The organism is Thiohalocapsa marina (assembly GCF_008632335.1).
GTDB lineage: Bacteria > Pseudomonadota > Gammaproteobacteria > Chromatiales > Chromatiaceae > Thiohalocapsa > Thiohalocapsa marina.
The window spans coordinates 1-22,519 of the sequence record NZ_VWXX01000008.1; the positions used below are offsets into that span (position 1 = coordinate 1).

20 protein-coding genes are annotated in these 22,519 nt (G+C 68.5%); 10 read left to right on the plus strand and 10 right to left on the minus strand.

Features of this window, described 5'->3' with window-relative positions:
- Window positions 1–87 precede the first annotated feature (87 nt).
- From F2Q65_RS07795 to F2Q65_RS07805, 3 genes are read right to left on the minus strand one after another with little or no spacing between them, the layout of a single operon-like run.
- Window positions 88–3,159: an efflux RND transporter permease subunit gene (locus F2Q65_RS07795; RefSeq protein ID WP_150092110.1), complete on the minus strand. Its 3,072-nt coding sequence runs from the start codon at window positions 3,157–3,159 to the stop codon at window positions 88–90.
- Window positions 3,159–4,310, minus strand: a complete 1,152-nt coding sequence (locus F2Q65_RS07800) for an efflux RND transporter periplasmic adaptor subunit (protein ID WP_150092112.1) — start codon at window positions 4,308–4,310, stop codon at window positions 3,159–3,161. Before F2Q65_RS07800 ends, F2Q65_RS07795 begins: the two co-directional genes overlap by 1 nt.
- Window positions 4,307–5,566, minus strand: a complete 1,260-nt coding sequence (locus F2Q65_RS07805) for a TolC family protein (protein ID WP_150092114.1) — start codon at window positions 5,564–5,566, stop codon at window positions 4,307–4,309. Before F2Q65_RS07805 ends, F2Q65_RS07800 begins: the two co-directional genes overlap by 4 nt.
- Before the next feature lie 146 nt (window positions 5,567–5,712).
- Between F2Q65_RS07805 and F2Q65_RS07810 the strand changes: the two genes are divergently transcribed.
- From F2Q65_RS07810 to rpmG, 4 genes are all read left to right on the plus strand, one after another.
- Window positions 5,713–6,342: a cytochrome b/b6 domain-containing protein gene (locus F2Q65_RS07810; RefSeq protein ID WP_150092116.1), complete on the plus strand. Its 630-nt coding sequence runs from the start codon at window positions 5,713–5,715 to the stop codon at window positions 6,340–6,342.
- 161 nt (window positions 6,343–6,503) lie between these two features.
- Window positions 6,504–6,740 (plus strand): EF-hand domain-containing protein, encoded by a 237-nt coding sequence (locus F2Q65_RS07815; RefSeq protein ID WP_150092118.1) that lies wholly within the window; start codon window positions 6,504–6,506, stop codon window positions 6,738–6,740.
- Between the two features lie 222 nt (window positions 6,741–6,962).
- A complete protein-coding gene (gene rpmB, locus F2Q65_RS07820) occupies window positions 6,963–7,199 on the plus strand; it encodes a 50S ribosomal protein L28 (protein WP_150092120.1) in 237 nt (78 codons plus the stop codon).
- A 28-nt stretch (window positions 7,200–7,227) separates the two neighbouring features.
- Window positions 7,228–7,395, plus strand: coding sequence for a 50S ribosomal protein L33 (rpmG, locus tag F2Q65_RS07825; RefSeq protein ID WP_150092123.1), 168 nt, complete (start codon window positions 7,228–7,230; stop codon window positions 7,393–7,395).
- A gap of 89 nt (window positions 7,396–7,484) precedes the next feature.
- Here rpmG and F2Q65_RS07830 read toward each other — a convergent pair whose 3' ends face one another.
- Entirely contained in the window at window positions 7,485–9,515 is a 2,031-nt protein-coding gene (locus tag F2Q65_RS07830) for a hydantoinase/oxoprolinase family protein (RefSeq protein WP_150092125.1), read from the minus strand.
- A 120-nt stretch (window positions 9,516–9,635) separates the two neighbouring features.
- Here F2Q65_RS07830 and mutM point away from each other — a divergent pair, with 120 nt between their 5' ends.
- Complete coding sequence (mutM, locus tag F2Q65_RS07835) at window positions 9,636–10,451, plus strand: bifunctional DNA-formamidopyrimidine glycosylase/DNA-(apurinic or apyrimidinic site) lyase (RefSeq protein WP_150092287.1); 816 nt, start codon at window positions 9,636–9,638, stop codon at window positions 10,449–10,451.
- Between the two features lie 136 nt (window positions 10,452–10,587).
- Here mutM and F2Q65_RS07840 read toward each other — a convergent pair whose 3' ends face one another.
- The 6 genes from F2Q65_RS07840 to F2Q65_RS07865 all read right to left on the minus strand — a co-directional run bounded on the left by F2Q65_RS07840 (window position 10,588) and on the right by F2Q65_RS07865 (window position 16,100).
- A complete protein-coding gene (locus F2Q65_RS07840) occupies window positions 10,588–11,499 on the minus strand; it encodes a Tim44 domain-containing protein (RefSeq protein WP_150092127.1) in 912 nt (303 codons plus the stop codon).
- A 169-nt stretch (window positions 11,500–11,668) separates the two neighbouring features.
- Entirely contained in the window at window positions 11,669–11,920 is a 252-nt protein-coding gene (locus tag F2Q65_RS07845) for a YfhL family 4Fe-4S dicluster ferredoxin (protein WP_150092129.1), read from the minus strand.
- Between the two features lie 71 nt (window positions 11,921–11,991).
- Complete coding sequence (coaD, locus tag F2Q65_RS07850) at window positions 11,992–12,468, minus strand: pantetheine-phosphate adenylyltransferase (protein WP_150092131.1); 477 nt, start codon at window positions 12,466–12,468, stop codon at window positions 11,992–11,994.
- 75 nt (window positions 12,469–12,543) lie between these two features.
- Window positions 12,544–13,158 carry a 16S rRNA (guanine(966)-N(2))-methyltransferase RsmD gene (gene rsmD / locus F2Q65_RS07855; RefSeq protein ID WP_246156056.1) on the minus strand — a complete coding sequence of 205 codons (615 nt, stop codon included), beginning with the start codon at window positions 13,156–13,158 and terminating at the stop codon, window positions 12,544–12,546.
- Window positions 13,145–14,629 (minus strand): M16 family metallopeptidase, encoded by a 1,485-nt coding sequence (locus F2Q65_RS07860; protein WP_150092291.1) that lies wholly within the window; start codon window positions 14,627–14,629, stop codon window positions 13,145–13,147. Before F2Q65_RS07860 ends, rsmD begins: the two co-directional genes overlap by 14 nt.
- Before the next feature lie 52 nt (window positions 14,630–14,681).
- Window positions 14,682–16,100, minus strand: coding sequence for a M16 family metallopeptidase (locus tag F2Q65_RS07865; RefSeq protein ID WP_150092133.1), 1,419 nt, complete (start codon window positions 16,098–16,100; stop codon window positions 14,682–14,684).
- Window positions 16,101–16,288: 188 nt separating this feature from the next.
- Here F2Q65_RS07865 and ftsY point away from each other — a divergent pair, with 188 nt between their 5' ends.
- The 5 genes from ftsY (at window position 16,289) to F2Q65_RS07890 (ending at window position 22,507) form a co-directional block, all read left to right on the plus strand.
- Entirely contained in the window at window positions 16,289–17,599 is a 1,311-nt protein-coding gene (gene ftsY / locus F2Q65_RS07870) for a signal recognition particle-docking protein FtsY (RefSeq protein ID WP_150092135.1), read from the plus strand.
- Window positions 17,596–18,264: a cell division ATP-binding protein FtsE gene (gene ftsE / locus F2Q65_RS07875; RefSeq protein ID WP_150092137.1), complete on the plus strand. Its 669-nt coding sequence runs from the start codon at window positions 17,596–17,598 to the stop codon at window positions 18,262–18,264. Before ftsY ends, ftsE begins: the two co-directional genes overlap by 4 nt.
- Window positions 18,265–18,271: 7 nt before the next feature.
- Window positions 18,272–19,465 carry a cell division protein FtsX gene (locus F2Q65_RS07880; RefSeq protein WP_150092139.1) on the plus strand — a complete coding sequence of 398 codons (1,194 nt, stop codon included), beginning with the start codon at window positions 18,272–18,274 and terminating at the stop codon, window positions 19,463–19,465.
- Window positions 19,466–19,754: 289 nt separating this feature from the next.
- Entirely contained in the window at window positions 19,755–20,615 is an 861-nt protein-coding gene (rpoH, locus tag F2Q65_RS07885) for an RNA polymerase sigma factor RpoH (protein WP_150092141.1), read from the plus strand.
- A 254-nt stretch (window positions 20,616–20,869) separates the two neighbouring features.
- Window positions 20,870–22,507: a hypothetical protein gene (locus tag F2Q65_RS07890; protein ID WP_342782228.1), complete on the plus strand. Its 1,638-nt coding sequence runs from the start codon at window positions 20,870–20,872 to the stop codon at window positions 22,505–22,507.
- Window positions 22,508–22,519 lie beyond the last annotated feature (12 nt).

Here is a 22,519-nt window from a genome sequence, read left to right on the forward strand (position 1 = left end):
GTTGTGGCCTGTGGCGGATGCGCTTCGCTTATCCGCCCTACCGTGCATCCGTGTAGGTTATTTCTGAATCGTGCCTAAGCGGTTTCCTTAGGTGTCGCGCGCGCCGAAGCGCCGGTAGAGGATCGGCAGCAGGATCAAGGTCAGCGCCGTTGCTGTGACCAGTCCGCCGATGACCACGATGGCCAGCGGACGCTGGATCTCCGAGCCCGGCCCGGTGGAGAACAGCAAGGGCACCAGCCCGAAGGCGGCGATATTCGCGGTCATCAGCACGGGTCGCAGGCGGCGGCGCGCGCCTTCCACCACGACCTCGTCCATGGGGCGCCCGAGGGCGCGCAGCTGGTTGAAATAGGTCACCATGACCACGCCGTTGAGCACGGCGATGCCGAGCAGGGCGATGAAGCCCACCGAGGCCGGCACCGACAGGTACTCCCCGGTGATGGCCAGACCGAAGACCCCGCCGATGAGGGCGAAGGGGATGTTGGACAACACCAGCACGGCCTGGCTCACCGAGCGGAAGGTGGAGAACAGCACCAGAAAGATCAGCCCAAGCGCGATCGGTACCACCAGGGCCAGCCGGGCGGCGGCGCGCTGCTGGTTCTCGAATTGACCACCCCATTCCAGCCAGTAGCCGGTGGGGAGGTCGACCTCAGTGCTGACCAGGCGGCGCGCCTCCTCGACAAAGCCCACCAGGTCGCGTCCGTCCACATTGGCGATGACCACCGCCATCTGGTTGCCGCGCTCGCGCGTCAATGCGACGGGCCCCTCGATGCGCTCCACACGCACGAGATTGCTCAGCGGCACGACGCGTCCATCAGCCAATGCCAGCTGCAGCCCGGTGAAACGCGCCGGCGAATTGCGCTGCTCCTCGGCACCACGGATGACCAGCGGCCGGCGCTTGCCCTCCAGATAAACGGTGCCGATGGTGATTCCCTCGACCTGCGCACGTAGCAGGCCTGCCAGCGCGTCGGCATCGATGCCGAGGCGGCCGGCCTCCAGCGGATCGATGACAAGATTCAGATACTGGGCGCCCTCGTTGCGCGGCGTATAGACGTCCCGTGCGCCGCTGATCCCCTCCAGCACGGCCACGACCCGCTCGGCGGTCTGGTTCAGCCGGTCCTGGTCGGTGCCGAAGATCTTCACCGCCAGATCGCCGCGCACCCCGGTCAGCATCTCCGAGACGCGCATCTCGATGGGCTGGGTGAAGGCGTAGTCCACGCCGGGAAAACGCTCCAGCACCTGTCGGATGGACGCGATCAGCGCATCCTTGGTGGCAAAGCGCCATTGCTCCCGGGGCTTGAGCACCAGGAAGCTGTCCGTCTGGTTGAGCCCCATCGGGTCCAGGCCCAGTTCGTCCGAGCCGGTGCGGGCGATGATGGCCGCGATCTCCGGCACCTCCGCCAGCAGCGCCCGCTGGACGCGCTGGTCGATGGCAATGGACTCGGCCAGATTGATCGACGGCAGCTTTTCCAACTGCACGATCAGATCACCCTCGTCCATGGTCGGCATGAAGCTCTTGCCGATCTGGGTATAGACCGCGCCGGCGCTGATCAGCAGCGCCAGGGCCGCGCCGATCACCAGCGGCTCGCGGCGCAGCGCCCAGCCGAGCACGGGCATGTAGATACGGGTCAGCTGGCGCGGCAGCCAGGGCTCATGATGACCGCCGCCGGCGCCGAGCAGGTAGGAGGCAAGGACCGGGATCACCGTCAGCGACAACAGCAGCGAGCTGGCCAGTGCGAAGACGATGGTCAGCGCCACTGGCACGAACAGCTTGCCCTCCAGCCCTTGCAGCGTCAGCAGTGGCAGGAAGACGATGATGATGATGGCGATGCCAGAGGTGACCGGTACAGCCACCTCGCGCGCGGCCCGATAGATCAGGTGCAGTCGCGGCAGCCGTCCGCCCGCGGCGCCCCGGCCAAGCTGGGTAACGATGTTCTCCACCACCACCACAGCGGCATCCACCAGCATGCCGATGGCAATGGCCAGACCGCCCAGGGACATCAGGTTGGCCGAGAGACCGAACTGACGCATGAGGATGAAGGTGGCCAATGCGGACAATGGCAGGATCAGGGCAACGGTGAGCGCGGCGCGCAGATCGCCCAGGAACACCACCAGCAGCACCAGCACCAGCACCGTTGCTTCGATCAATGCCTTGGAGACGGTATGCACGGCCTTGTCCACCAGCACGCCGCGGTCGTAGAAGACATCGATATGCACGCCTTCGGGCAGGCTCGGTGCGAGCGCGTCGAGCTTGGCCTGGACCGCCTTGACCAGGGTGCGGGCATTGGCCCCGCGCAGCCCCAGCACCAGACCCTCCACCGCCTCTCCCTGGCCATTGCGGGTCACCGCGCCGTAGCGGGTGAGGGCCGACAGACGGACATCGGCAACATCGGCCACGCGGATCGGCTGGCTGGGCTCGCCGCCGACGACGATGGCGCCGATGTCGTCCAGCGTCTGGATGGCGCCCTCGCTGCGCACCAGCAGCACCTCCTCGCCCGCGTCCAGGCGTCCGGCGCCGTCATTGCGGTTGTTGGCCGCGATGGCTGCGTGCAGGACGTCGAAGCGAATACCGCGCGCCGCCATGCGGACGTTGTCGGGCACGACCTCGAAGGTGGTCACGAAGCCACCCAGAGAATTGACCTCGGCGACCCCCGGCACCGAACGCAGCGCAGGGCGGATGGTCCAGTCGAGCAAATCTCGGCGCTCAGCGAGCGTGAGATCGCCGCCTTCGATGCTGAACATGAACATCTCCCCAAGCGGCGTGGTCATGGGGGCGATGCCACCCTCCAGCCCCTCGGGCAGATCGGCCCAGATGGCATTCAGCCGCTCGGCCACCTGCTGGCGCGCCCAGTAGATGTCGGTCCCTTCGGCAAAATCCACGGTGATGTCGGTCAGGGCATACTTGGCCACCGAGCGCAGCATGGTCTGCCGCGGAATGCCGAGCATCTCGACCTCGATGCGACTGGTGATGCGGGCGGCCACCTCCTCCGGCGTCATACCCGGCGCCTTGACGATCACCTTGACCTGCGTGGTCGAGACATCCGGAAAGGCATCGATGGGCGTCTGCTGGAAGGCATTCCAGCCGCCGCCGACGAGCAGCACCACCGCCAGCAGCATCAGCAGCCGTTGGGTGAGCGCGAACTGGATCAGGCGCGCAAGCATCAGTCACCTCCGGATGTGGTACCGGCACCGGTTCCGGTCTCTGTGCCGGTCTCGGTTTGCCCGGGGGCCTGCAGCCAGGCGGCCTTGAGGGCAACGATGCCGCTGACCGCCAGCCGATCGCTGGCGCTCAAGGGCCCGCTGACCAGCGCAGTCTGTTCTTCCTCGCTGAGGAGCTCCACCTCACGGGCCTCGAACGCGCCCTCACGCGCAACGAAGACGACACTTTGCTCACCCTGACGCGCCAGGGCGGCGGCGGGCACACGCCAGCCGCTGTGGTCGGCCACGGCCGCCAACTGCACCTCCACGAACTGGCCCGGCCGCAGCTGTTCGGCCCCGGCGCGCACCTCTGCGATCACGGTCACGCCCTGGTCCTGTCCGTGGACCAAGCGACCAACGGTGACAACTGCACCCATCACATCGAATCTGGGCAGCACCACCCGGCTGCCGACATCGATGCCCGCCAGCTGAGCGACCGGAACATGTACCTGCAACCAGAGTGGCTCCAGCTGGGCAAGCCGATACAGCGGCTCGGCAATTTCCACGGACTGTCCAGTGCTCACCAACTGTTCCAGCACCACAGCATCCATGGGCGCATGGATCGGTAGCAGACTGCTGAGCCGTCGCTCCCGGGTCAGCGTCTCGATATCGCGCGGATCCAGGCCGATGAGTTCCAGGCGTTGTCGACGCTGTTCCAGCAGCATCGCCAGTTCGCGCTGCCTGGCCGCCGTCTCCAGCAGGCGGCGCTCGGCGATCACCCCTTCCTGATGCAACTGGCGGTCACGGGCAAGCTCGCCGTCGGCGAGTTCGAACCGGATCAGGGTCTCCAGATAGGCACTCTGGCCTTCCAGCAGACCGGGGCTGCGCAGTTCCGCCAGCACTTGGCCTGCGCTCACCCGCTCGCCCTCTGCCACCAGCAGGCTCTCCAGTACCCCGCTCTGCGCGGCCGCAACCACCCGCATCTGTCGATTGGGCACCTGCACCTCGGCGGGGTAGCGGGACGACAGCGTCTCGCTGGCGGCCACCGGTGGCGCCAGCACGATGCCGAAGGCGCGCTGCTGTTCGGCGTCGAATGCAATCAGGTCGCCTGCCCGGGCGGTACCGGACAGGAGCGGAATCAGCACGGCGAGTGCGTAGATCAACGGATGGCTCATTGCGGAATGACTCCCAGGGCTTGATTGAGTCTGGCCTGCGCACGGCCGCGCTCAAGGCGACTCAGCTCCAGCGCGATGCCGGCCTCTCGCGCACGCTCCTCGGCGCGCAATAGACTGGTCAGATCGGTCTCTCCCAGATCGAATGCGCGCCGCACCAGGCCCAGGGCCTCCTGCGCCAGCGCGTGGCGCTGCTCGGCCACGGCCAGGGCCGCGTCAGCGCCCTGCCGCTCGAGTCGGGCCAGCGCCAGGGAGCGCTCGGCCTCCAGTTGCACCTGATGTCGCTGGGTCGATCGCTCGGTGTAGGCGCGTTCGGCGGCGGCCAGTTCCGGAGCCGACTGCGCCGCCAGGCCGAAGGGGATGTTGATCTCCATCTGCACCATGTTCTGGATGTCGCCACCGCGCTGGTCCTGGGCGCGCTTGCCGCCAAGGCTCAGCACCGGGTGACCGACGCGGTCGCGCTGCGCCCGATCACGCTCGGCGCGGGCCAACACCAGGGCACCCTCGGCATCGCCGAGCAGGGGGTGATCCGCCGGCAGCGATCCGGCATTGCCCACCGGCTCGAGCAGGGGGGCCGGCAGCGCGGTTCGCCCGGTGAGCTGTGCATACCGGGCCATCGCATCCTGTGCCTCCAACGAGGCGGCCTGCCGCTCGGCCTCGCGCTCCAGGGCATCCTGGCGGGCGAGCAACAGGTCGACCCGCGGCAGTTCACCGGCTTCGACACGCGTCGCCACGTTATCTTGCAGGGCCTGCGCGGTCTTGAGCGCCTGCTCGGTCTGACGCAGTCGCCCCAGCGCAAGGGCTGCGCTCCAGGCTACCTCGCGCACGCGTCCAGCCATCTCCCAGCGCAGCAAACGGTCCAGGGCATCGGCCTGTCCGCCCAGCGCTGCGGCAATCTCCCGACGCACGCCGCGCTGCCCGGGCATCCATAACGGCAGGTCCACCATCGCCTCCCATTCATAGGCGCCGGTGTCATCCGTGAGTTGGTCGGACAGATACTTGAGGCGCAGGCTTGGATCTTCCGCCACCAGACTTTCTGCATGGCGGCGCACGGCCTGGCCCTCGCCGCGGATGGCGGCGACACGGGCCTGCTCCGCTGCACGGGACAACGCGGCGGAGACGTCCTCGCCAAGGGTGACGGCAGTGGCCGGCGGAACGGCCAGCGGGAGCGCCAGACCGAGGGCAAGACTGAGGACAAGACGGGGTGCCGATCGGCGCCCCTGGATCCGGCTTGCGGGAGATGACGAATGACTGTTCATGCGGTGTATTGTGCTTGTCGCATCCTGACCAATCGCTGACAACGCCCGACAGGCTCCGGTCAGCGCCTGGGGGCTAGGCTGTGCCCCGGTCGCGATCCGACGCGGTGCAGCGACCGACCACCTACACTGAATGCGAGGAGCCTGCCATGACAGCACACGCCACCGATGTCACCCGTAGCCCCACCGGGGCGTCGCAGCAAACAACCTCCGCTGCGGAGGCCCAGGTCTGGGACCCCCTGGTGCGGGTCTTCCACTGGAGCCTGGCCGCGGCCTTCGCCGTCGCCTTCATCGTCGAGGACCATCTGCTCGGCGTGCATGTCTGGGCCGGCTACCTGATGCTCGCACTGATCGCCGTCCGGCTGGTCTGGGGTCTGGTGGGCACGCGGCACGCGCGCTTCAGCGACTTCGTGCGCGGACCGCGCCAGGTGCTCGCCTACCTGCGGGATGCCGTCCGATTCCAGGCGCCGCGCCACCTGGGACACAATCCCGCCGGCGGGGCCATGATCGTGCTGCTGCTGGTGGTGATCACGGCAACGGGCGTCAGCGGCCTGGCGTTGTACGGCGCCGAGGAACTCGCAGGTCCGCTGGCGTCGCTGATGCAAGGCCTGCCGGCGGACTGGGGACACGCCCTGGAAGAGGTGCACGAGTCCCTGGCCAACCTCGCCCTGGGACTGATTGCCCTGCACCTGCTCGGCGTGGCGGTCTCCAGCCTGAGCCACCGGGAAAACCTGGTGCGCGCGATGCTGACCGGCCGCAAGCGCAGCGCACACCTGTAAGCACGCGCCACGGCGCCAGCCTTGCATCCAACGGGAGATGACCTGTGAAAACGACCCGACCGAACCCGACCCACCGCCCATCCGCACTGCTGCTCGCCGTGGTCGGATGTCTCGCCGCCGCTCACACCGCCCTCGCCCAGCCCGGCGGAGGACGCGGCCCCATGGGCTTTGCAAACTTCGATCGGAATGCCGACGGCGTCATCACCGAGCAGGAGTTCCAGCAGGCACGGGCCGAGCGCATCGCAGAACGCTCGCAACAGGGTTACCGCATGCGTAACCTGGCCGCCGCGCCACCGTTCACCGACCTGGATCTGGACGCCGACGGAGAGTTGAGCCCGCAGGAGTTCGCCGATGCCCAGGCCCGACATCGGCAACGAATGATGCGCCCGCCCCGGTAGTTACGGCCATGCGCCTACGTGACTGCAGCCGCCCGCAGCTTGACCGGCCCGGCTTAAGGCTGTATTTTAGGCGGTCTTGTTTCGGCTGGGCGTAGCCGTATGCCCGCCTCCCCGGCCGAACAGTCAGACGCATCAGGCCCCGGGGCCGTTCGTTCGATTTCCTGACACATCGGGCCGCCGATTCCACGGCGGTCTTGCAGTTTTCTCTTGAGGAGAGGGGCCATGTCGAAAGTCTGCCAGGTGACGGGCAAGCGTCCGATCACCGGAAACAACGTCTCGCACGCGCACAACAAAACGCGTCGTCGCTTCCTGCCCAACCTGCACTACCACCGCTTCTGGGTGGAGAGCGAAAAGCGCTGGGTCCGCCTTCGGGTCTCCACCAAGGGCATGCGCATCATCGACAAGAACGGCATCGACTCGGTGCTGTCGGACCTTCGCGCCCGCGGCGAGAAGTTCTGAGTCCAGGCACCCCTTCGGAGAACACACCATGGCTAAGGCAGCACGCGAAAAGATCCGCCTGAACTCCAGCGCGGGTACCGGTCACTTCTACACCACGACCAAGAACAAGCGGAATCAGCCGGGCAAGATGGAGATGAAGAAATTCGATCCCGTCGTCCGTCAGCACGTGATGTACAAGGAAGGCAAGATCAAATAATGATCCTGCCTGCCGGTTGCGCCCCGCGTACCGGAAGCAGTCTTCCTGAAACCCGCCTCGGCGGGTTTTTTCATGGGTCGAGATCCCAGTCAGTCATCCGACAGGGCCAGCGGATCATCGCCCCGCCACAGGTGCAGGTTGCTGGCGCGATCCCGCAGCAACTCCCAGCCGGGGGCCAGCCAGGTGGTGGCCACGGGATCCAGAACGATGGCCGGGCCGTGCAGCTGGGCGCCGACCGGCAACGCGCTCCGCGACAGCACGGGCACAGGCGCCTCGCAGCCGAAGACCTGAGTGGTCTCTGCGGTCGGTCGCTTTCCCTCCGAAAGCGGCTCTGAATTGGATGCAGACTCCAGCTCCTCCACCTCCGGCAGCATCACCGCCGGCGCCGGCGCGGTGAGGCGCACCCGCAGGTTCACCAGCTCCACCGGCAGGTCCAGGTCGTGCCCGTAGCGCTCGCGATGCAGCCGACGAAAGGCATCCGCCGCTGCTGCGCCACCCTGCCAGGGCACGTTCAGCGTGCAGGACTGGCCCCGATAGCGGAGGTCCAGGCTTTCTTCCCGCGTGATGCTTCCGGCTGTCACGCCTTCGGCGCCCAGGGCCGCCGCGCCTTCATCGCCGAGTTCGCGCAGGGCCGCGGCGATCTCCGCATCGCTACGCCGGGCCAGTTCGCCGAGCCAGGTACGGGTCAGCAGCCGTCCTGGCGGCGTCACCAGCATGCCCAGCGCCGACAGCACCCCCGCCCGCTCCGGCACCAGCGCTCGGGTCATGCCCAGGGCGTCGGCCAGGGCGCACACGTGCAGCCCCCCTGCCCCGCCGAAGGAACACAGATGGCTATCGCGCGGGTCCAGCCCCCGTTGCACCGAGATCACCCGCAGTGCACGTGTCATGTGCTCGTTGGCCAGATCGATGATGCCCAGGGCCGCCTGCTCCGCCGACAATCCCATGCGCCGACCGAGCCCGGACAGCGCGTCGCGGGCGGCGGCTAGGTCCAGTTGCATGCGCCCGCCGAGGAAGGCCGCTGCACGCAGCCGCCCCAGCACCAGGTTGGCATCCGTGACCGTGGGTTCGCGACCACCCTTGCCGTAGCAGACCGGGCCCGGGTCGGCACCGGCGGACTCCGGCCCTACCAGCAGCGCGCCGCCGGCATCCAGCCGCGCGATCGAGCCGCCCCCGGCGCCGATGGTGTGCATGTCCACCATGGGCACGGCCACCGGGTAGCCAGCGATGCGTCCCTCGGTGGTCAGGTGCGGTGCCCCGTCCACCAGGGCCACATCCGTCGAGGTGCCGCCCATGTCGAAGCTGAGCAGGCGCCGGATGCCGGCACCGCGGCCGACGAAGCCGGCACCGGCGAGCCCGCCCGCGGGCCCGGACAGCAACAGTCGCACCGCCTGGCGGGCGGTCTGCCCGGCGGCGACGGCCTCGCCGCTGGACTGCATCACCGACAGCCGTGCATCCGGCAGTTGCGCCTGCAGCCGACGGATGTAACCGCCCACCAGCGGCCCGAGCCGCGCATTCAGCCAGGTGGCGATGCCGCGCTCGTACTCCCCCAGCAATGGCAAGACCTCGGACGAGCGCGAGACGAACAGCGACGACGGCAGCGCCTCGGCGATGGCCCGCTCGGCGCTGTCGTCGATGAAGGAAAACAGCAAGTTGATCGCCACGGCCTCGGGACCGCGGGCAGCGACGACACGACCCAGCGCGTCCAGGTCCGCCGCCGTCAGCGGCTCCACCAGCGTGCCGTCAGCGGCCAGCCGACCGCCGGTCTCGACGCAGTCCGCCGCGGGCACCGGCGGCGGCCGGTCCTGGGGCTGCAAGGCATACAGCTCCGCGCGGGCCTGGCGACCGATGGCCAGCAGGTCGGCCAGCCCGCGATTGGCGACATACAGCGTCCGCGCCCCCTTGCCCTCCAGCACGGCGTTCGTTGCCACGGTGGAGCCATGCACCACCTGCAATGGCGTCCCGGTATCAGCCAGCGACAACCCCAGGTCGGCGATGCCCTGCAGGATGGCGCGCTCCGGCGCCTGCGGTGTCGACAGCACCTTGTGCACGCGCATGCGCCCGTCCTGCCAGAGCACGAAGTCAGTGAAGGTGCCGCCGGTGTCGATGCCAAGCCGTATCATGGGGTGAAGCATCGCAAGCCACAGGCGAGTCGGCAAGCCCGAACCGCAGAACACTTGGCAGCGACGGCGTCACGCGCTACTGTCCGACCCTATGCAAACCCCGCGATGGACCAGCCCCTGATGCCCGAACTGCCGGAAGTGGAGACCAGCCTGCGAGGCATCGCACCGCATCTGCAGGGGCGGCAGATCGAGCAGTTGATCGTGCGCGAGCGACGGCTGCGCTGGCCTATCGCACCCGACGTGGAGGCCGCCGTGGCCGGACAGCAGGTCCGCGATCTCCGGCGCCGCGCCAAATACCTGCTGCTGGACCTGGACACCGGCGCGCTGATGCTGCACCTTGGCATGTCCGGCAGCCTTCGCGTGCTGCCCGCGGATACACCGCCCGGCGCCCATGACCATGTGGATCTGCGGCTGGACGACGGCCACTGCCTGCGGCTGCGTGATCCGCGCCGCTTCGGCAGCCTGCATTGGGTGCCACCGCCGGTGGAGCAGCACCCGCTGTTGCGCGCCCTCGGGCCGGAGCCGCTGTCCGACGCCTTCCACGGCGACTACCTGTATCGCCTGTCCCGCGGGCGTCGCAGCGCAGTGAAGTGCTTCATCATGGACAGCCGGGTGGTGGTGGGCGTAGGCAACATCTACGCCAGCGAATCGCTGCACCTGGCGGGCATCCATCCCGTCCGGGCGGCTGGACACGTCGGCCGCGCGCGCTACGAGGCGCTCGCCGACGCCATCAAGGCGGTGCTGAACGCCGCCATCGAACAAGGCGGGACCAGCCTGCGCGACTTCGTGCGCGAGGACGGCAATCCCGGCTACTTCAAGCAGGCGTTGCGGGTCTACGGGCGGGAGGGGGCGCCGTGCCCGGGCTGCGGGCAGGCGGTGCGTCAGCGGCGCATCGGGCAGCGTTCCAGCTTCTTCTGCCCGCGCTGCCAGCACTGAGGATGGCGGCAGGTTACAACCGCTGAGGCGCGGAGAGCGCAGCGCAGCGCAGGCAGCAGCCTTGTCAAGTCTCTGCGCGTTCTCCGTGCTTTCAGCGCCTTTGCGCTAAGGGCGCCTTAGCAGTTTGCCTTCCGCGTCAGCCGGCCTGCTGGATGCCGTTGATCAGCCAGTCGCCGTCGGCGCTGTCCCAGGCGTGGGCCACGTGCCAGACCTCGTCAAGCGGTTTGGCCGGGCTGTTCTCGTCCTCGCGGATCAGGCCGGTGAAACGCACGCTGGCCACCACCTGATCCCCGTCGCGCTGCACCGACACCAGCTCGGCGTTCAGCGTGACCACCTCGGTGTAGTTGGGCGCATCGCCCAGGGATTCGCGCTCGCGCTTGATCTCGGCGAACAGCTGCGGAGAGGTGTATTCGCGGATGTCGCGAAAATCCGATTTGTCCCAGGCCGTCTGCAGGCGCACGAAGTGGGTCTTGGCACCATCGGCAAAGGTTCCGGCATCGAACCAGCCCGGCGCCTGAGACTCGCCGGAGGTCGCTTGTGCAACAGGCCCCTGGCCAGACATCGAGCTGGAAGTCCCGCCGAAGGGCGACGCGGCCTCGCGCGCCTGGACATCCGGCATGGCCGCACCCTGACCACCGTAGCCCGCCGCGGCCGCGGCAGGCGCCGGCCCTGCGGTCTTTCGGCGCAGCATGCGGAACAGCATGAAGCCGCCGAACACCAGCAGCGCAATGATCAGGAAGTCCATGATCTGGAAGCCCTCGAAGCCGTCGCCGAAGAACATCGACGCCAGCAGGCCGCCAGCGGCGAGACCGGCCAGGGGTCCGAGCCAGCGACTGGCACCGCTCTTCTGCGCACCTTGGGCGGCAGCCTGCGAGGCCGCCTGCTGCCGCGACGGCTGCGCTGACTGTCGGTCGGGGGCGGCGCGGGGGGTGGAATACTGCTTGCCCAGGCTCTTGCCGGAGCCGAAGCGCTTCGCCTCGGCGGCATCGGGCAGCAGCAGCGCGCCCGCGAACAAGGTCGCCATCAGGGTGACGATCAGGGTCTTCATGGGGTGTTCCTCAAAGCTTGGCCGTCAGGGTCGATTGGCCGCCAGAATCCATGGGCCGTCAGAATCGATGGGGCCCACAGGCTCGGTGGACCGCCAGCAGGGAAAGACGTGACCGCGCCGGGCGCAGGCCCCCGCGAGGGCCCGCACTCGGCGGATCGGCAATCGGCGCTCAGTCGCCGCCGGTGATGCGCTCGTACTTGGCGCGCAGTTCATCCTCGGTCTCGGTGTGGTCCGGATCGACGATGATGCAGTCCACGGGACAGACCTCGACGCACTGGGAGGTCTCGTAGTGGCCGACGCACTCGGTGCAGAGGTCGGGCTCGATGACATAGATCTCGTCGCCCTGCGAGATGGCCCCGTTCGGACACTCCGGCTCGCAGACGTCGCAGTTGATGCATTCATCGGTAATCAGCAATGCCATGGGAAAGGCTCCTTGGGCTACAACGGATGGTCATTGGATGTGTATTGCGGCACATTGGGATGCCGCGCAGTTTATCCAAACCGCTGGCGCAATGCAGCATGCACCTCGGGCGCGACAAAGGCGGAGACATCGCCGCCGAGCCGTGCGATCTCCTTCACCAGGGACGAGGAGATATAGGCATACTGTTCCGCCGGTGTCAGAAACAGGGTCTCGATGTCCGGCGCCATGCGTCGGTTCATGCCCGCAAGCTGGAACTCGTACTCGAAGTCGGAAACCGCGCGCAGGCCGCGCATGATCACATGCACCTGCAGGCGCCGGGCGAACTCCACCAGCAGACCGGAAAAGGCGACGACCTCGACATTGGGCATGTCGGCGCAGATGGTGCGCGCCAGGGCCACCCGCTGCTCCAGATCGAATGCCGGCGCCTTGCCGGTATCGCGCGCTACCGCCACGACCACGCGATCGAACAGCTTCGACGCCCGAGAGATCAGGTCGGCATGGCCGTTGGTGATGGGATCGAAAGTACCAGGATAGACGACGCTGCGCATGGGAACCACGGGTTCGGCTTGAATTGAGGCGCGAAGGATACCAAAACCGGCGCCCTGTCAGGGCATCACAACGGTCTAAGGCACCACCTCCGCCAGCGCATAGCGCACTTGCCCCGCCCGCTTGTCGCGGATCAGTTGCCAGCCGGCGGGCAGATCCGGCAGCGCCCGGGCGCCGTCCGTTTCCAGATAGATCAGCGAGCCGGGGCCGACCCAGCCGCGGCGCGCCAGCAGCTCACAGGCGGGCCCCAGCAGGTCGCCGTCGAACGGCGGATCCAGGAACACCAGGTCGAACCGGCGCGATGTCTGCCGACGCAGCCAGTCCAGCGCATCCGCCTGCGCCACCTCGATCTGCACGTCGGCCGAATCGGCAGCCAGCGCCGCCAGATGCCCCCGCAACTGCCGCGCGGCGGCTGCCGCCTGCTCCAGCAGCACCACACTGGCCGCGCCGCGGGAGGCCGCCTCCAGGCCCAGGGCGCCGCTGCCGGCAAAGCAGTCCAGGCACTCGCTGCCCTCGATCACCGGCGCCAGCCAGTTGAACAGGGTCTCACGTACCCGATCGCTGGTCGGACGCAGCCCCGGCTGCTCGACGAAGGCCAGGCGGCGGCCGCGCCAGCGCCCGCCGATCAGCCGCAACACACCGGGGCCGCGGCTACCCTGCCCCTTCGGCGTCTTCGGCCTATCCCTCGCCACCGGCGGCCCGGATCAGCGCCCGCACCGGAGCCTGGATTGGAACCTGCATAGGAGCCCCTGCCGAAGCCGGCGTCGCGGTCGCAGTCGCATCCCCCCCGGCGACGGACGGCGGCGCGGCCTCGGCGGGGGCCGATGCCCCGTTGTTCACCGTCTGACTCCGGCTGTCCTGTTCACCGCCCACCAGCACGGTGGCCAGCCGGTCCGGATGGATGCGGCGACGGTAGGCATCACGGATCTGCTCCGCGGTCACCGACGACACCCGCTCGTTGAAGCGCTCCAGATAGTCCAGCGGCAGATCGTAGAAACCGATCACCGCCAGGTAGCGGACCACGCTGCGATTGCTGGCGATGCGCAGCGGGAAGCCGCCGGTGATGTTCTTCAGCGCCGCATCCAGTTCGTCGGCGGTGGGACCGGAAGCGACGAAACGCTGCAGGGTCTCGAGCATGACCGAACGGGCCTCCTCGGCCTGTTCGTTCCTGGTCTGCAGGCCCATGACCATGGGCCCATTCTGCGACAGGGGCAGAAAGTAGCTGTAGGCGCTGTAGGACAAGCCGCGCTTCTCACGCACCTCGTCCATGAGCTGGGACACCAGCCCACTGCCGCCGAGGATGTGGTTACCCACATACAGCGGAAAGTAGTCCGGATCGCCCCGGCGCATGCCGGGCTGGCCCAGGTAGACGTGCGTCTGGCTGGAGGGGAAGTCGATGCGCTGCAGCTGGCCCTGGGACAGTGCCGCCACCGGCGGCAGGTCCGCCGGTCGCTCCCCCGCGGGCAGCCCCAGGCTGACCAGCTCGGCCACCACTTCGGCCTGCTCCCTCGTGAGGTCCCCCACCAGGGCCAGAGTGGCGTTGGCCGCGGTGTAATGGTGGCGGTGGAAGTCCCGCAGATGCGCCGGCCGCAGCGCCGAGACGGTCTCAGCCGTGCCGGACGGATCATCGGCGTAGGGGTGATCACCGAACACCATCCGGTACAGCGCCTTGCTGCCGACGGTCTTCGGGTCCTGCTCGGCCAGGCGCAGGGCAACCAGGGTGTTCTGCTGCACCCGCTCGAAGTCCTCGGCCGGGAAGTCCGGCGCCGTCAGCACCTTGGTCAGCAGATCGAGGGCCCGTTCCAGCGCCTCGGGGTCGGTCAGGGTGCGCAGGCTGACCCAGGCCATGTCGCGATCTGCACCGCTGCCGAGCTCGGCGCCGACGGATTCGATGCCCTCGGCGATGGTGTCGGCGCTCAGGCCGGCCGCGCCCTCGGTGAGCATGCCGGCGGTCAGGGACGCCAGCCCGTGGCGGTCGCCGTCGCGCGCACTGCCGGCGTCGAACACCACGCGCAGGTCCAGCATGGGCAGGTCGGGCGCGGCCACGAACAGGACCTCGGCGCCGTTGTCGGTGCGCCAGGTCTCGATCTGCGGCACCGCCGACGCCAGCGTCGGCAGGAGCAGCATCAGCGCACCCAGGGCCGCGGCGGCCCGACGCGCCATCAGGTGTGTCACCAGGCGCGCCATCGGGCGAGCCATCGCTGTCGTGGGTCGATTACTGCGCATCAGTCTGTCCTCTGCTCTGTCCGGCACGGGCCATGGCCGTCTGTGGCGCATCGCCGTCCAGCGGCTGCGGTTCGAGCACGGCGACGGTCCGTGCCTCCGGCACCAGGTACTTGCGGGCCACCGCCTGGATCTGCGCCGGGGTCACGGCCGACAGCTGCTCGACGTAATCGTCCACCAGTTCCCAACCCAGCCCCACGGTCTCCAGCTGGCCGAGTTGCATGGCCTGATAGAATACGCTGTCTTTCTCATACACCTTGTCTGCGATCAACTGGCTGCGGATGCGGGCCAGCTCGTCCGCCGCCACCGGCTCGCGGCGCAGACGTTCGACCTGCGCCAGCAGGGCCTGCTCCAGCGCCTGCACATCGCGGCCCTTGGCCGGAGTGCCGTCCAGCAGCAGCATGCCGGGCAGACGGGAGAAGGCGCTGTAACTGGCCCCGGCGGACGCAGCAATGCGCTCACCGCGCACCAGCTCCCGGCTCAGGCGCGCGCTGGTGCCGCCATCGAGCACCGACGACAACATCTCCAGCGCATAGGGCTCCCAGGGCGCTTCCGCATGCCCGAGGGCCGGCGTCTTGTAGCCGATGAGCAGGTAGGGCTCCTTGGCCGGCGCCTGCACTCGCAGCCGCTTCTCGCCGCGCTGGGGCGGCTCGACCCGCGGCTTCGGTGCCGTGATCGGCTCCGGCGCCAGCGGACCAAAGTGCGCCTCGGCCAGTGCAAGCACCGCCTCCGGCTCGACATCGCCCACCACCACCAGGGTCGCGTTGTTGGGTGCATACCACTGCCGGTACCAGCGCCGCAGATCTTCCACCTGCATGGATTCCAGATCGCTGGCCCAGCCGATGATGGGGATGCGGTACGGAGAGGCCTCGTAGGCAGCCGCGTTGAACTGCTCGTAGGTCAGGGATTCCGGGTCATCGTCGGTGCGCAGCCGGCGCTCTTCCTTGACCACCTCCAGTTCTTTCAGGAACTCATCCTCGGGCAGTGCCAGCCGGCGCATCCGCTCCGCCTCCAGTTCGAAGGACACCGGCAGACGGTCCGCCGCCATGGTCTGGAAATAGGCGGTGTAGTCGCGTCCGGTGAAGGCATTCTCATCGCCGCCGTTCTCGGCGATGATGCGGGAGAACTCCCCCGGCTCCAGGTTCTCGGTGCCCTTGAACATCATATGCTCGAGCAGGTGCGACACGCCGGTGACGCCGCCGTGCTCATAGCTGGAGCCGACCTTGTACCAGACCTGGGAGGTCACGATGGGCGCGCGGGCATCGCGCTTGACCAGCACCTTCAGACCGTTGTCCAGCGTGTGCTCCACCACCGCGGCGGCGGCGGGCGTCAGCGGCGCCAACGCCAGCCCCAGGGCGGCGAACAAGACCGCGGCGCCCCGGCGCGGCGCAATGGAAAGGTTGTCGAGCATAGGTCCTCCGTGGAGATGGGGGTATGATGGCGGCTCTCGGCGAAGTGGCGCCGCGGACCCGCGGTTGCAATGCGCCGTCTCGACGCGGCTCATCGATTGGTCCGCCGCCGGCGCCGCGGGTTCCGTGCCGCATGACCGGCCCAAGCTGCCGTGCGGGCCGCCCCACACAGAGACACACCCAGAAGCACATGTTTGGTTTCGGAAAGAAGAAGCGAACCCAGGTCGAGACACCGACGGAACAGGCCACGAAGGCCGGCATCGATCAGGGCGACGCCGACGCGCACGCGCCCCGCATCGTACCCGCCGCCGACAGGGTGGTGACCAGGGCGCCGGCGTCGGCACCGTCATCGGGGCCGGAGCCGAGCGCCGCGCCGGTCGGCATAGGCACCGCCGAAGCGTCAGCCCGGCCACCGGAAACCCGGGCCGCAGAACCACCGGTCCGGATACCGGCACGGGCACCAGTACAATCATCGGCGGCTCCGTCCGCATCCGCAGCTGCGGAGCAGAACGGTCAGGCCAACGGCCGGCTGGCCCAGGCCATTGCCGAGCACGCGGCGCGGCGCACCGACGAGCCCGAGCGCAAGCGCTTCCTGTCTGGCCTGCGGGCCGGGTTGGCGCGGACGCGCGAGGTGCTGAACGCCGACATCTCGGAACTGGTCACCGGCCGCAAGGAGATCGATCAGGACCTGCTGGACGAACTGGAGATGCTGCTGCTGTCGGCGGATGTGGGCATACCGGCCACCACGCGCATCATCGACGACCTGAGCTACCGCGTGAAACTGCGCGAGGTATCGGACCCCGCCGGCCTGCTGCGGGCGGTGCGCGCCCAGCTCGCCGAGATCCTGCGCCGCAATGATGCACCGGTGCGCCAGCCGGGCCGCGGCAAGCCGCAGGTGATCCTGATGGTGGGCGTCAACGGCGTCGGCAAGACCACCAGCATCGGCAAGCTCACCAAGCAGCTGCAGGCCGAGGGCAACACTGTGATGCTGGCCGCCGGCGACACCTTTCGCGCCGCCGCCGTCGAACAGCTGCAGGCCTGGGGCGAGCGCAACCAGGTGCCGGTGGTGGCCCAGCACGCCGGCGCCGACCCGGCCTCGGTCATCTACGACGCCCTGCAGGCGGCCACCGCCCGCGGTGTCGACGTGCTCATCGCCGACACCGCCGGGCGGCTGCACACCAAGGTCAACCTGATGGAGGAGCTGCGCAAGATCGGCCGGGTAATGAAGAAGATCGATCCGGACGCGCCCCACGAGGTGATGCTGGTGGTGGATGCCACCACGGGTCAGAATGCACTGCACCAGGCGGTCCAGTTCAACGAGATCCTGCCGCTCACCGGCATCACGGTGACCAAGCTGGATGGCACCGCCAAGGGCGGCATCCTGTTCGCCATCGCCGAGCGCTTGCCTGTGCCGTTTCGCTTCATCGGCGTCGGCGAGCGCATCGAGGACCTGCGGCATTTCGACGCCGAGGAATTCCTCGACGCGTTGCTGGCACCGTGATCCGCTTCGAACACGTCACCAAGCGCTACGCAGAACGCGGCGACGCGCTGCGGGACGTCAGCTTCACCCTGGAGCCTGGCGAGATGGCCTTCCTGACCGGCCATTCCGGCGCCGGCAAGAGCACCCTGCTGCGGCTGATCGGCCTGCTGGAGCGACCCACCCGTGGCCGGCTGTCGGTGGCCGGTCAGGACCTGGGCGCCCTGGGTCGACGGCAGATCCCGCTGCATCGGCGCCGCGTCGGCATGATCTTTCAGGACCACCGGCTGCTGCCCGACCGCAACGTCTTCGACAATGTCTCCCTGCCCCTGCTGGCGGCCGGCATGCACCCGCGGGAGCTCGGCAAGCGGGTGCGCGCGGCGCTGGACCAGGTCGGGCTGCTGCGGCTGGAGCACGCGCTGCCGACGTCCCTGTCCAGCGGCGAGCAGCAGCGGGTCGGCATCGCCCGCGCCGTGGTTGCCCGGCCGCCGGTGATCCTCGCCGACGAGCCCACCGGCAACCTGGACCCGGCGCTGTCCCGGGAGATCTTTCACTTGTTCGAGCGTTTCCACCAGGTCGGCGTCAGCCTACTCATCGCCACCCACGACCTGGAACTCATCGCCACCCAAGGCCATCGCACCCTGCGGCTGCACCAGGGCCGGCTGGTTGCCGACTCCGGCAACTGGTGACCGACCCATGGCCGGCCGATCGAACACCCGTCGTCCCGCCCTCCGCCGCCAGCCGTCTTCACCCTCAGGTCCGAAGGCGGGACCAAAGGCGAGCCAGAAGAGCGGCCGGCAGCCTGGCCACAACCCGGCCCGTGGGCGGCCGCAATCCCGCGTTGGAACGCGGCGGGAGCCGCCTTGGCTGGGCCGACTGCCGGGCCGCTGGCTGGGCAACCATCTGCAGGCAGGCGCCGACACCCTGCGGCGCCTGCTGCGGGCGCCGCTCTCCACCGGCCTGACGGTGGCCGCCATCGCCATCGCGCTGGCGCTGCCGGCGGCGCTGCGGGTGGTGCTGACCAACCTGGAGCAGATCAGCGCAAACTGGGATCAGGACGCGGCGATGACGCTGTTCCTGCGGCCCGGCGTGGATGAGCAACGCGGCGCCGAACTGGCAACGCAGCTGCAGGCCCGCGCCGACCTGGACACGGCCATCCTGATCTCGCGCCAGCAGGCGCTGGCGGAGTTTCGCGCCTACAGCGACTTCGGCGCCGCGCTGGACCACTTGACGGACAACCCGCTGCCGGTGAGCCTGTTGCTCTATCCCGCCGCGCCCTATCTGGTGCCGGGCCAGGCGCTCGGTCAGGAGTCGGAGCAGGCAGCGAATACGGCCCCGCCTGCAACACGGGACCTGTCATCGGATCAGCCGCCGGTGCATGCGCCGGTCGATCTGGAGCGTCTCGCCAGCGAACTGGAGGCCCTGCCGGAGGCGGATTTCGTCCGCGTCGACGCCCTCTGGCTGCAACGCTTCGCCGCCATCCTGGCACTGCTGCGCAACGCGGCACTGCTGCTGGCGGCGGTGCTCGGTCTCGCCGTGCTGCTGGTGGTCGGCAACACCATCCGGCTCGAGATCGAGCATCGCCGCGCCGAGGTGGAGATCATGAGCCTGGTCGGGGCCACGCCGGCCTTGATCCGACGGCCGTTCCTGTACATCGGTGCCTGGTACGGCCTGCTCGGTGGCCTCGGCGCCTGGTTGCTGATCGCGGCGTCCGTGCTGCTGCTGCACGCCCCCGTGGAGCGGCTGACCGGGCTCTACGACACCCGCTTCGACCTGCACGGCCTGGGCCTCGCCGAGTCCCTGATCCTGCTGGCCGCGGCCACGGGGCTCGGCATCGTCGGCGGCTGGATTGCCGTCGGCCGCCACGTCCGGCAGCTGGAACCCCGCTGACACGCCCGATTGCGAGGCGCAAAACCCCGCACAATACTGCGGATATGTCGGGTATACTCATCGCCGACGGCCGCGGAACTCCCGGCGATCCACTGATGTCGGATCGGCCTCAGGCCCGCCGCCCGCATCTGCGATCAGATCTGTCTTAAGAACTGCAGGCGGCGGGCGGAAATCCGGTCCAGGGAACCTTCCAGCCGAACCCTGCTCGAAAAACCCGGGGTTGATAGTTGTCAACGCGCCCTGCCGGTGCTAGCATAATTTCCGAGCATTTTACTTGGGTATCGCAGCCATGACTGACGCAACGACGAAAGACATTGCCGCAATCGGGTCCCTCTCCACCGGGACGATCGACGCGTACATCTCCAGTGCGTATCAGATCCCGGTGCTGACCCTCGACGAAGAACGCGAATTGGCGCTGCGCCTGCGCGATCAAGGAGACATGATGGCCGCCCGCCGGCTGGTGCTGTCGCACCTGCGCTTCGTCATCCGCATCGCCCGCGGCTACCTGGGCTACGGCCTGCCCCTGCCGGACCTTATCCAGGAGGGTACGGTGGGCCTGATGAAGGCCGTGCGTCGCTTCGAGCCGGACGTGGGCGTGCGCCTGGTCTCCTTCGCGGTTCACTGGATCCGCGCCGAGATCCACGAATACATCCTGCGCAACTGGCGCATCGTGAAGGTCGCCACCACCAAGGCGCAGCGCAAGCTGTTCTTCAACCTGCGCAGTTCCAAGAAGCGCCTCGGCTGGTTCACCAAGCAGGAGGTGGAAGACGTCGCCGCCGACCTGGGCGTCAAGCCCGAGACGGTGCTGGAGATGGAATCGCGGCTGTCGAACCACGACATGGCCTTCGACGGCTACGACGACGATGACGACGACGGCCCGTCCGCGCCGTCCACCTACCTGCCGGACATGCGCATGGAGCCGGCCACGGCGCTGGAGCGCGAGGACAGCGAGGCACACCAGCGCAAGCGGCTATTCGCCGCGCTCGAGGGCCTGGACGAGCGCAGCAAGACCATCCTGCGCGAGCGCTGGCTGACGGAGAAGAAGCAGACCCTGCATGAATTGGCACAGCAGTTCGGCGTCTCCGCCGAGCGCATTCGCCAAATCGAGAAGAACGCCATGAACAAGCTGCGCAACCAGCTCGAACTCTAGTCTTGCCGCACGCCACGAGCCACTGCAGGCCCGCCGCTCGGCGGGCCTTTGCGTTAGCCCCATATATGGCTGGCCACGCACTGGCACACAGCCCACAAACCCGATAATCTTGACGCAGACAAGGCCACTGCGCCCGACATCGGCTGACTCGTGACCAACGTCTACACAGGCAGACAGCCCGCAATACCATGACGCTTCCGGTTGACCACCGCCAAGGCCTCGGCGCACGACTTCTGTGCAGCCTGTCAACGAACTTGCTGCATCGACTGCCGCGACTGTCGTCGCGCCGGCTGCCGCACCACTTACCGCATGGTCCGCGTGGGCTGCCGCACCGGCCGTTCCCGGGCCTGGCTTCCGGTTCGCCGCGGGTCTGGTCAAAGGTCTGCCTGGCCGCCCTGTTGCTGCCCGGCGCCTTGCTGCCTGCCGCTGCCCGGGCCGACATCCCCGCCACACCGGTGATGACGCTGTACGAGTTCAACGGCCCGCTACAGGTGCCCTACTACCACATCGGGCCCGACGGCCCCGGCGCCCGGGCCGGCAGCCTGGCCCAGGGCACATCCGTGATCCCCTGCCTGGTGGTGCGCAACGGCCGGGCGCTGACGGACGCCCAGGGCACCCCGTATGTCGGCTTCGAGATCGTCGTGGACGCCGCCAAGGCCACCGATGGCTCGGCCACCGACACCTTCCGTCGCGCGGTCGCCGAGCGAAAACGGCTGCGCGTGCCGAATCACCACTGCCCCGACGACACCCGCCACGTCCTCAGCATCCGCGACCTCTACGCGCTGGAAAAGGCCCCGTTCTTCGATCCACCCGGCCGCGGCGATCCGGCGATCGCCGAAGGCGACGGCACAAGCGACCTCGATCGCCTCGTGCGCCGCTTCCACAACTCGCCCCAGTGCGCCACGGTCAATCGGCAGCTGACCGGGCGCCACGAACGGCTGGCCACCGCCTGGGACACATTCATCGCGGACAACGCCGCCCGCGTCGACAAGACCACGCTGGCGCGCGCAAAGCATCTGGACTACGCCATGCGCACCGCCATCTTCGAGGGCCACCTCGATCGCGGCTGCTCGGCCTACGGCGCCTGCGAACGTAACACGGTGGTGCTCTCGGTGCGCAACCGAGCCGTCGGCCAGTGTCTGCTGCGACAGGGCTGCCGCTTTCCGGGGGACTTCCAGGGCGTCGCATCGGCCACGTCGCAATACAACATCTGGGACGCCTACCTGACCCAGATCTCGGGCCTGACTGCCTGCTATCTGCGCACCGACCTGTCCGGGCTGAGCCCCTACGATCGCATCCAGGCCATGTACAGCCAGACCGTGGGCGACGCCGAGCGCATCCTCTACGGCAGCGACACCGACCTGCAGGCGCTGTTCCCCGGCAACGTCCTCGCCGACGTGACCGAACTGCGCCACTATTATCATCCGCCGGCCATGGGCAAGTGCTTTCCGGAGCACGACCGCATCGAATACATGTCCGGTGCCGTGGCAACCCGGGGCCGGGACCATGCGCTGATCGCCAACACCCGCATCCAGGTGGGCGACGCGACAGACGGCGGCTACCGCTTCAAGGAATTCCGCTTCGAGCAGGAGGCCACCGGGGATCGCATTCGCGTCGAGGACAACTATCCCGGCTTCGTCGTCGACGGCCGCAAGGTGCGTCTGGGCGGCGGCGGTGGCTGCACCGCCTACGGCGTCTCCAACGGCTGCCGCTTCGACAGCGTCGGCCGCTACCGGCGCACCCCCGGCTGGCTCACCGCCGGCCGGCCCCTGGCGCTGAACTGCCGCATCCAGGACCGGGGCGAATCCTGCCGCGGCAACGCCCGGCTGACATCCGTCAGCGTCGGCGGCGCCTGCGACATCGAGATGATGCCGGTCACTGGCGTGCACTGATCGAAGGCAACG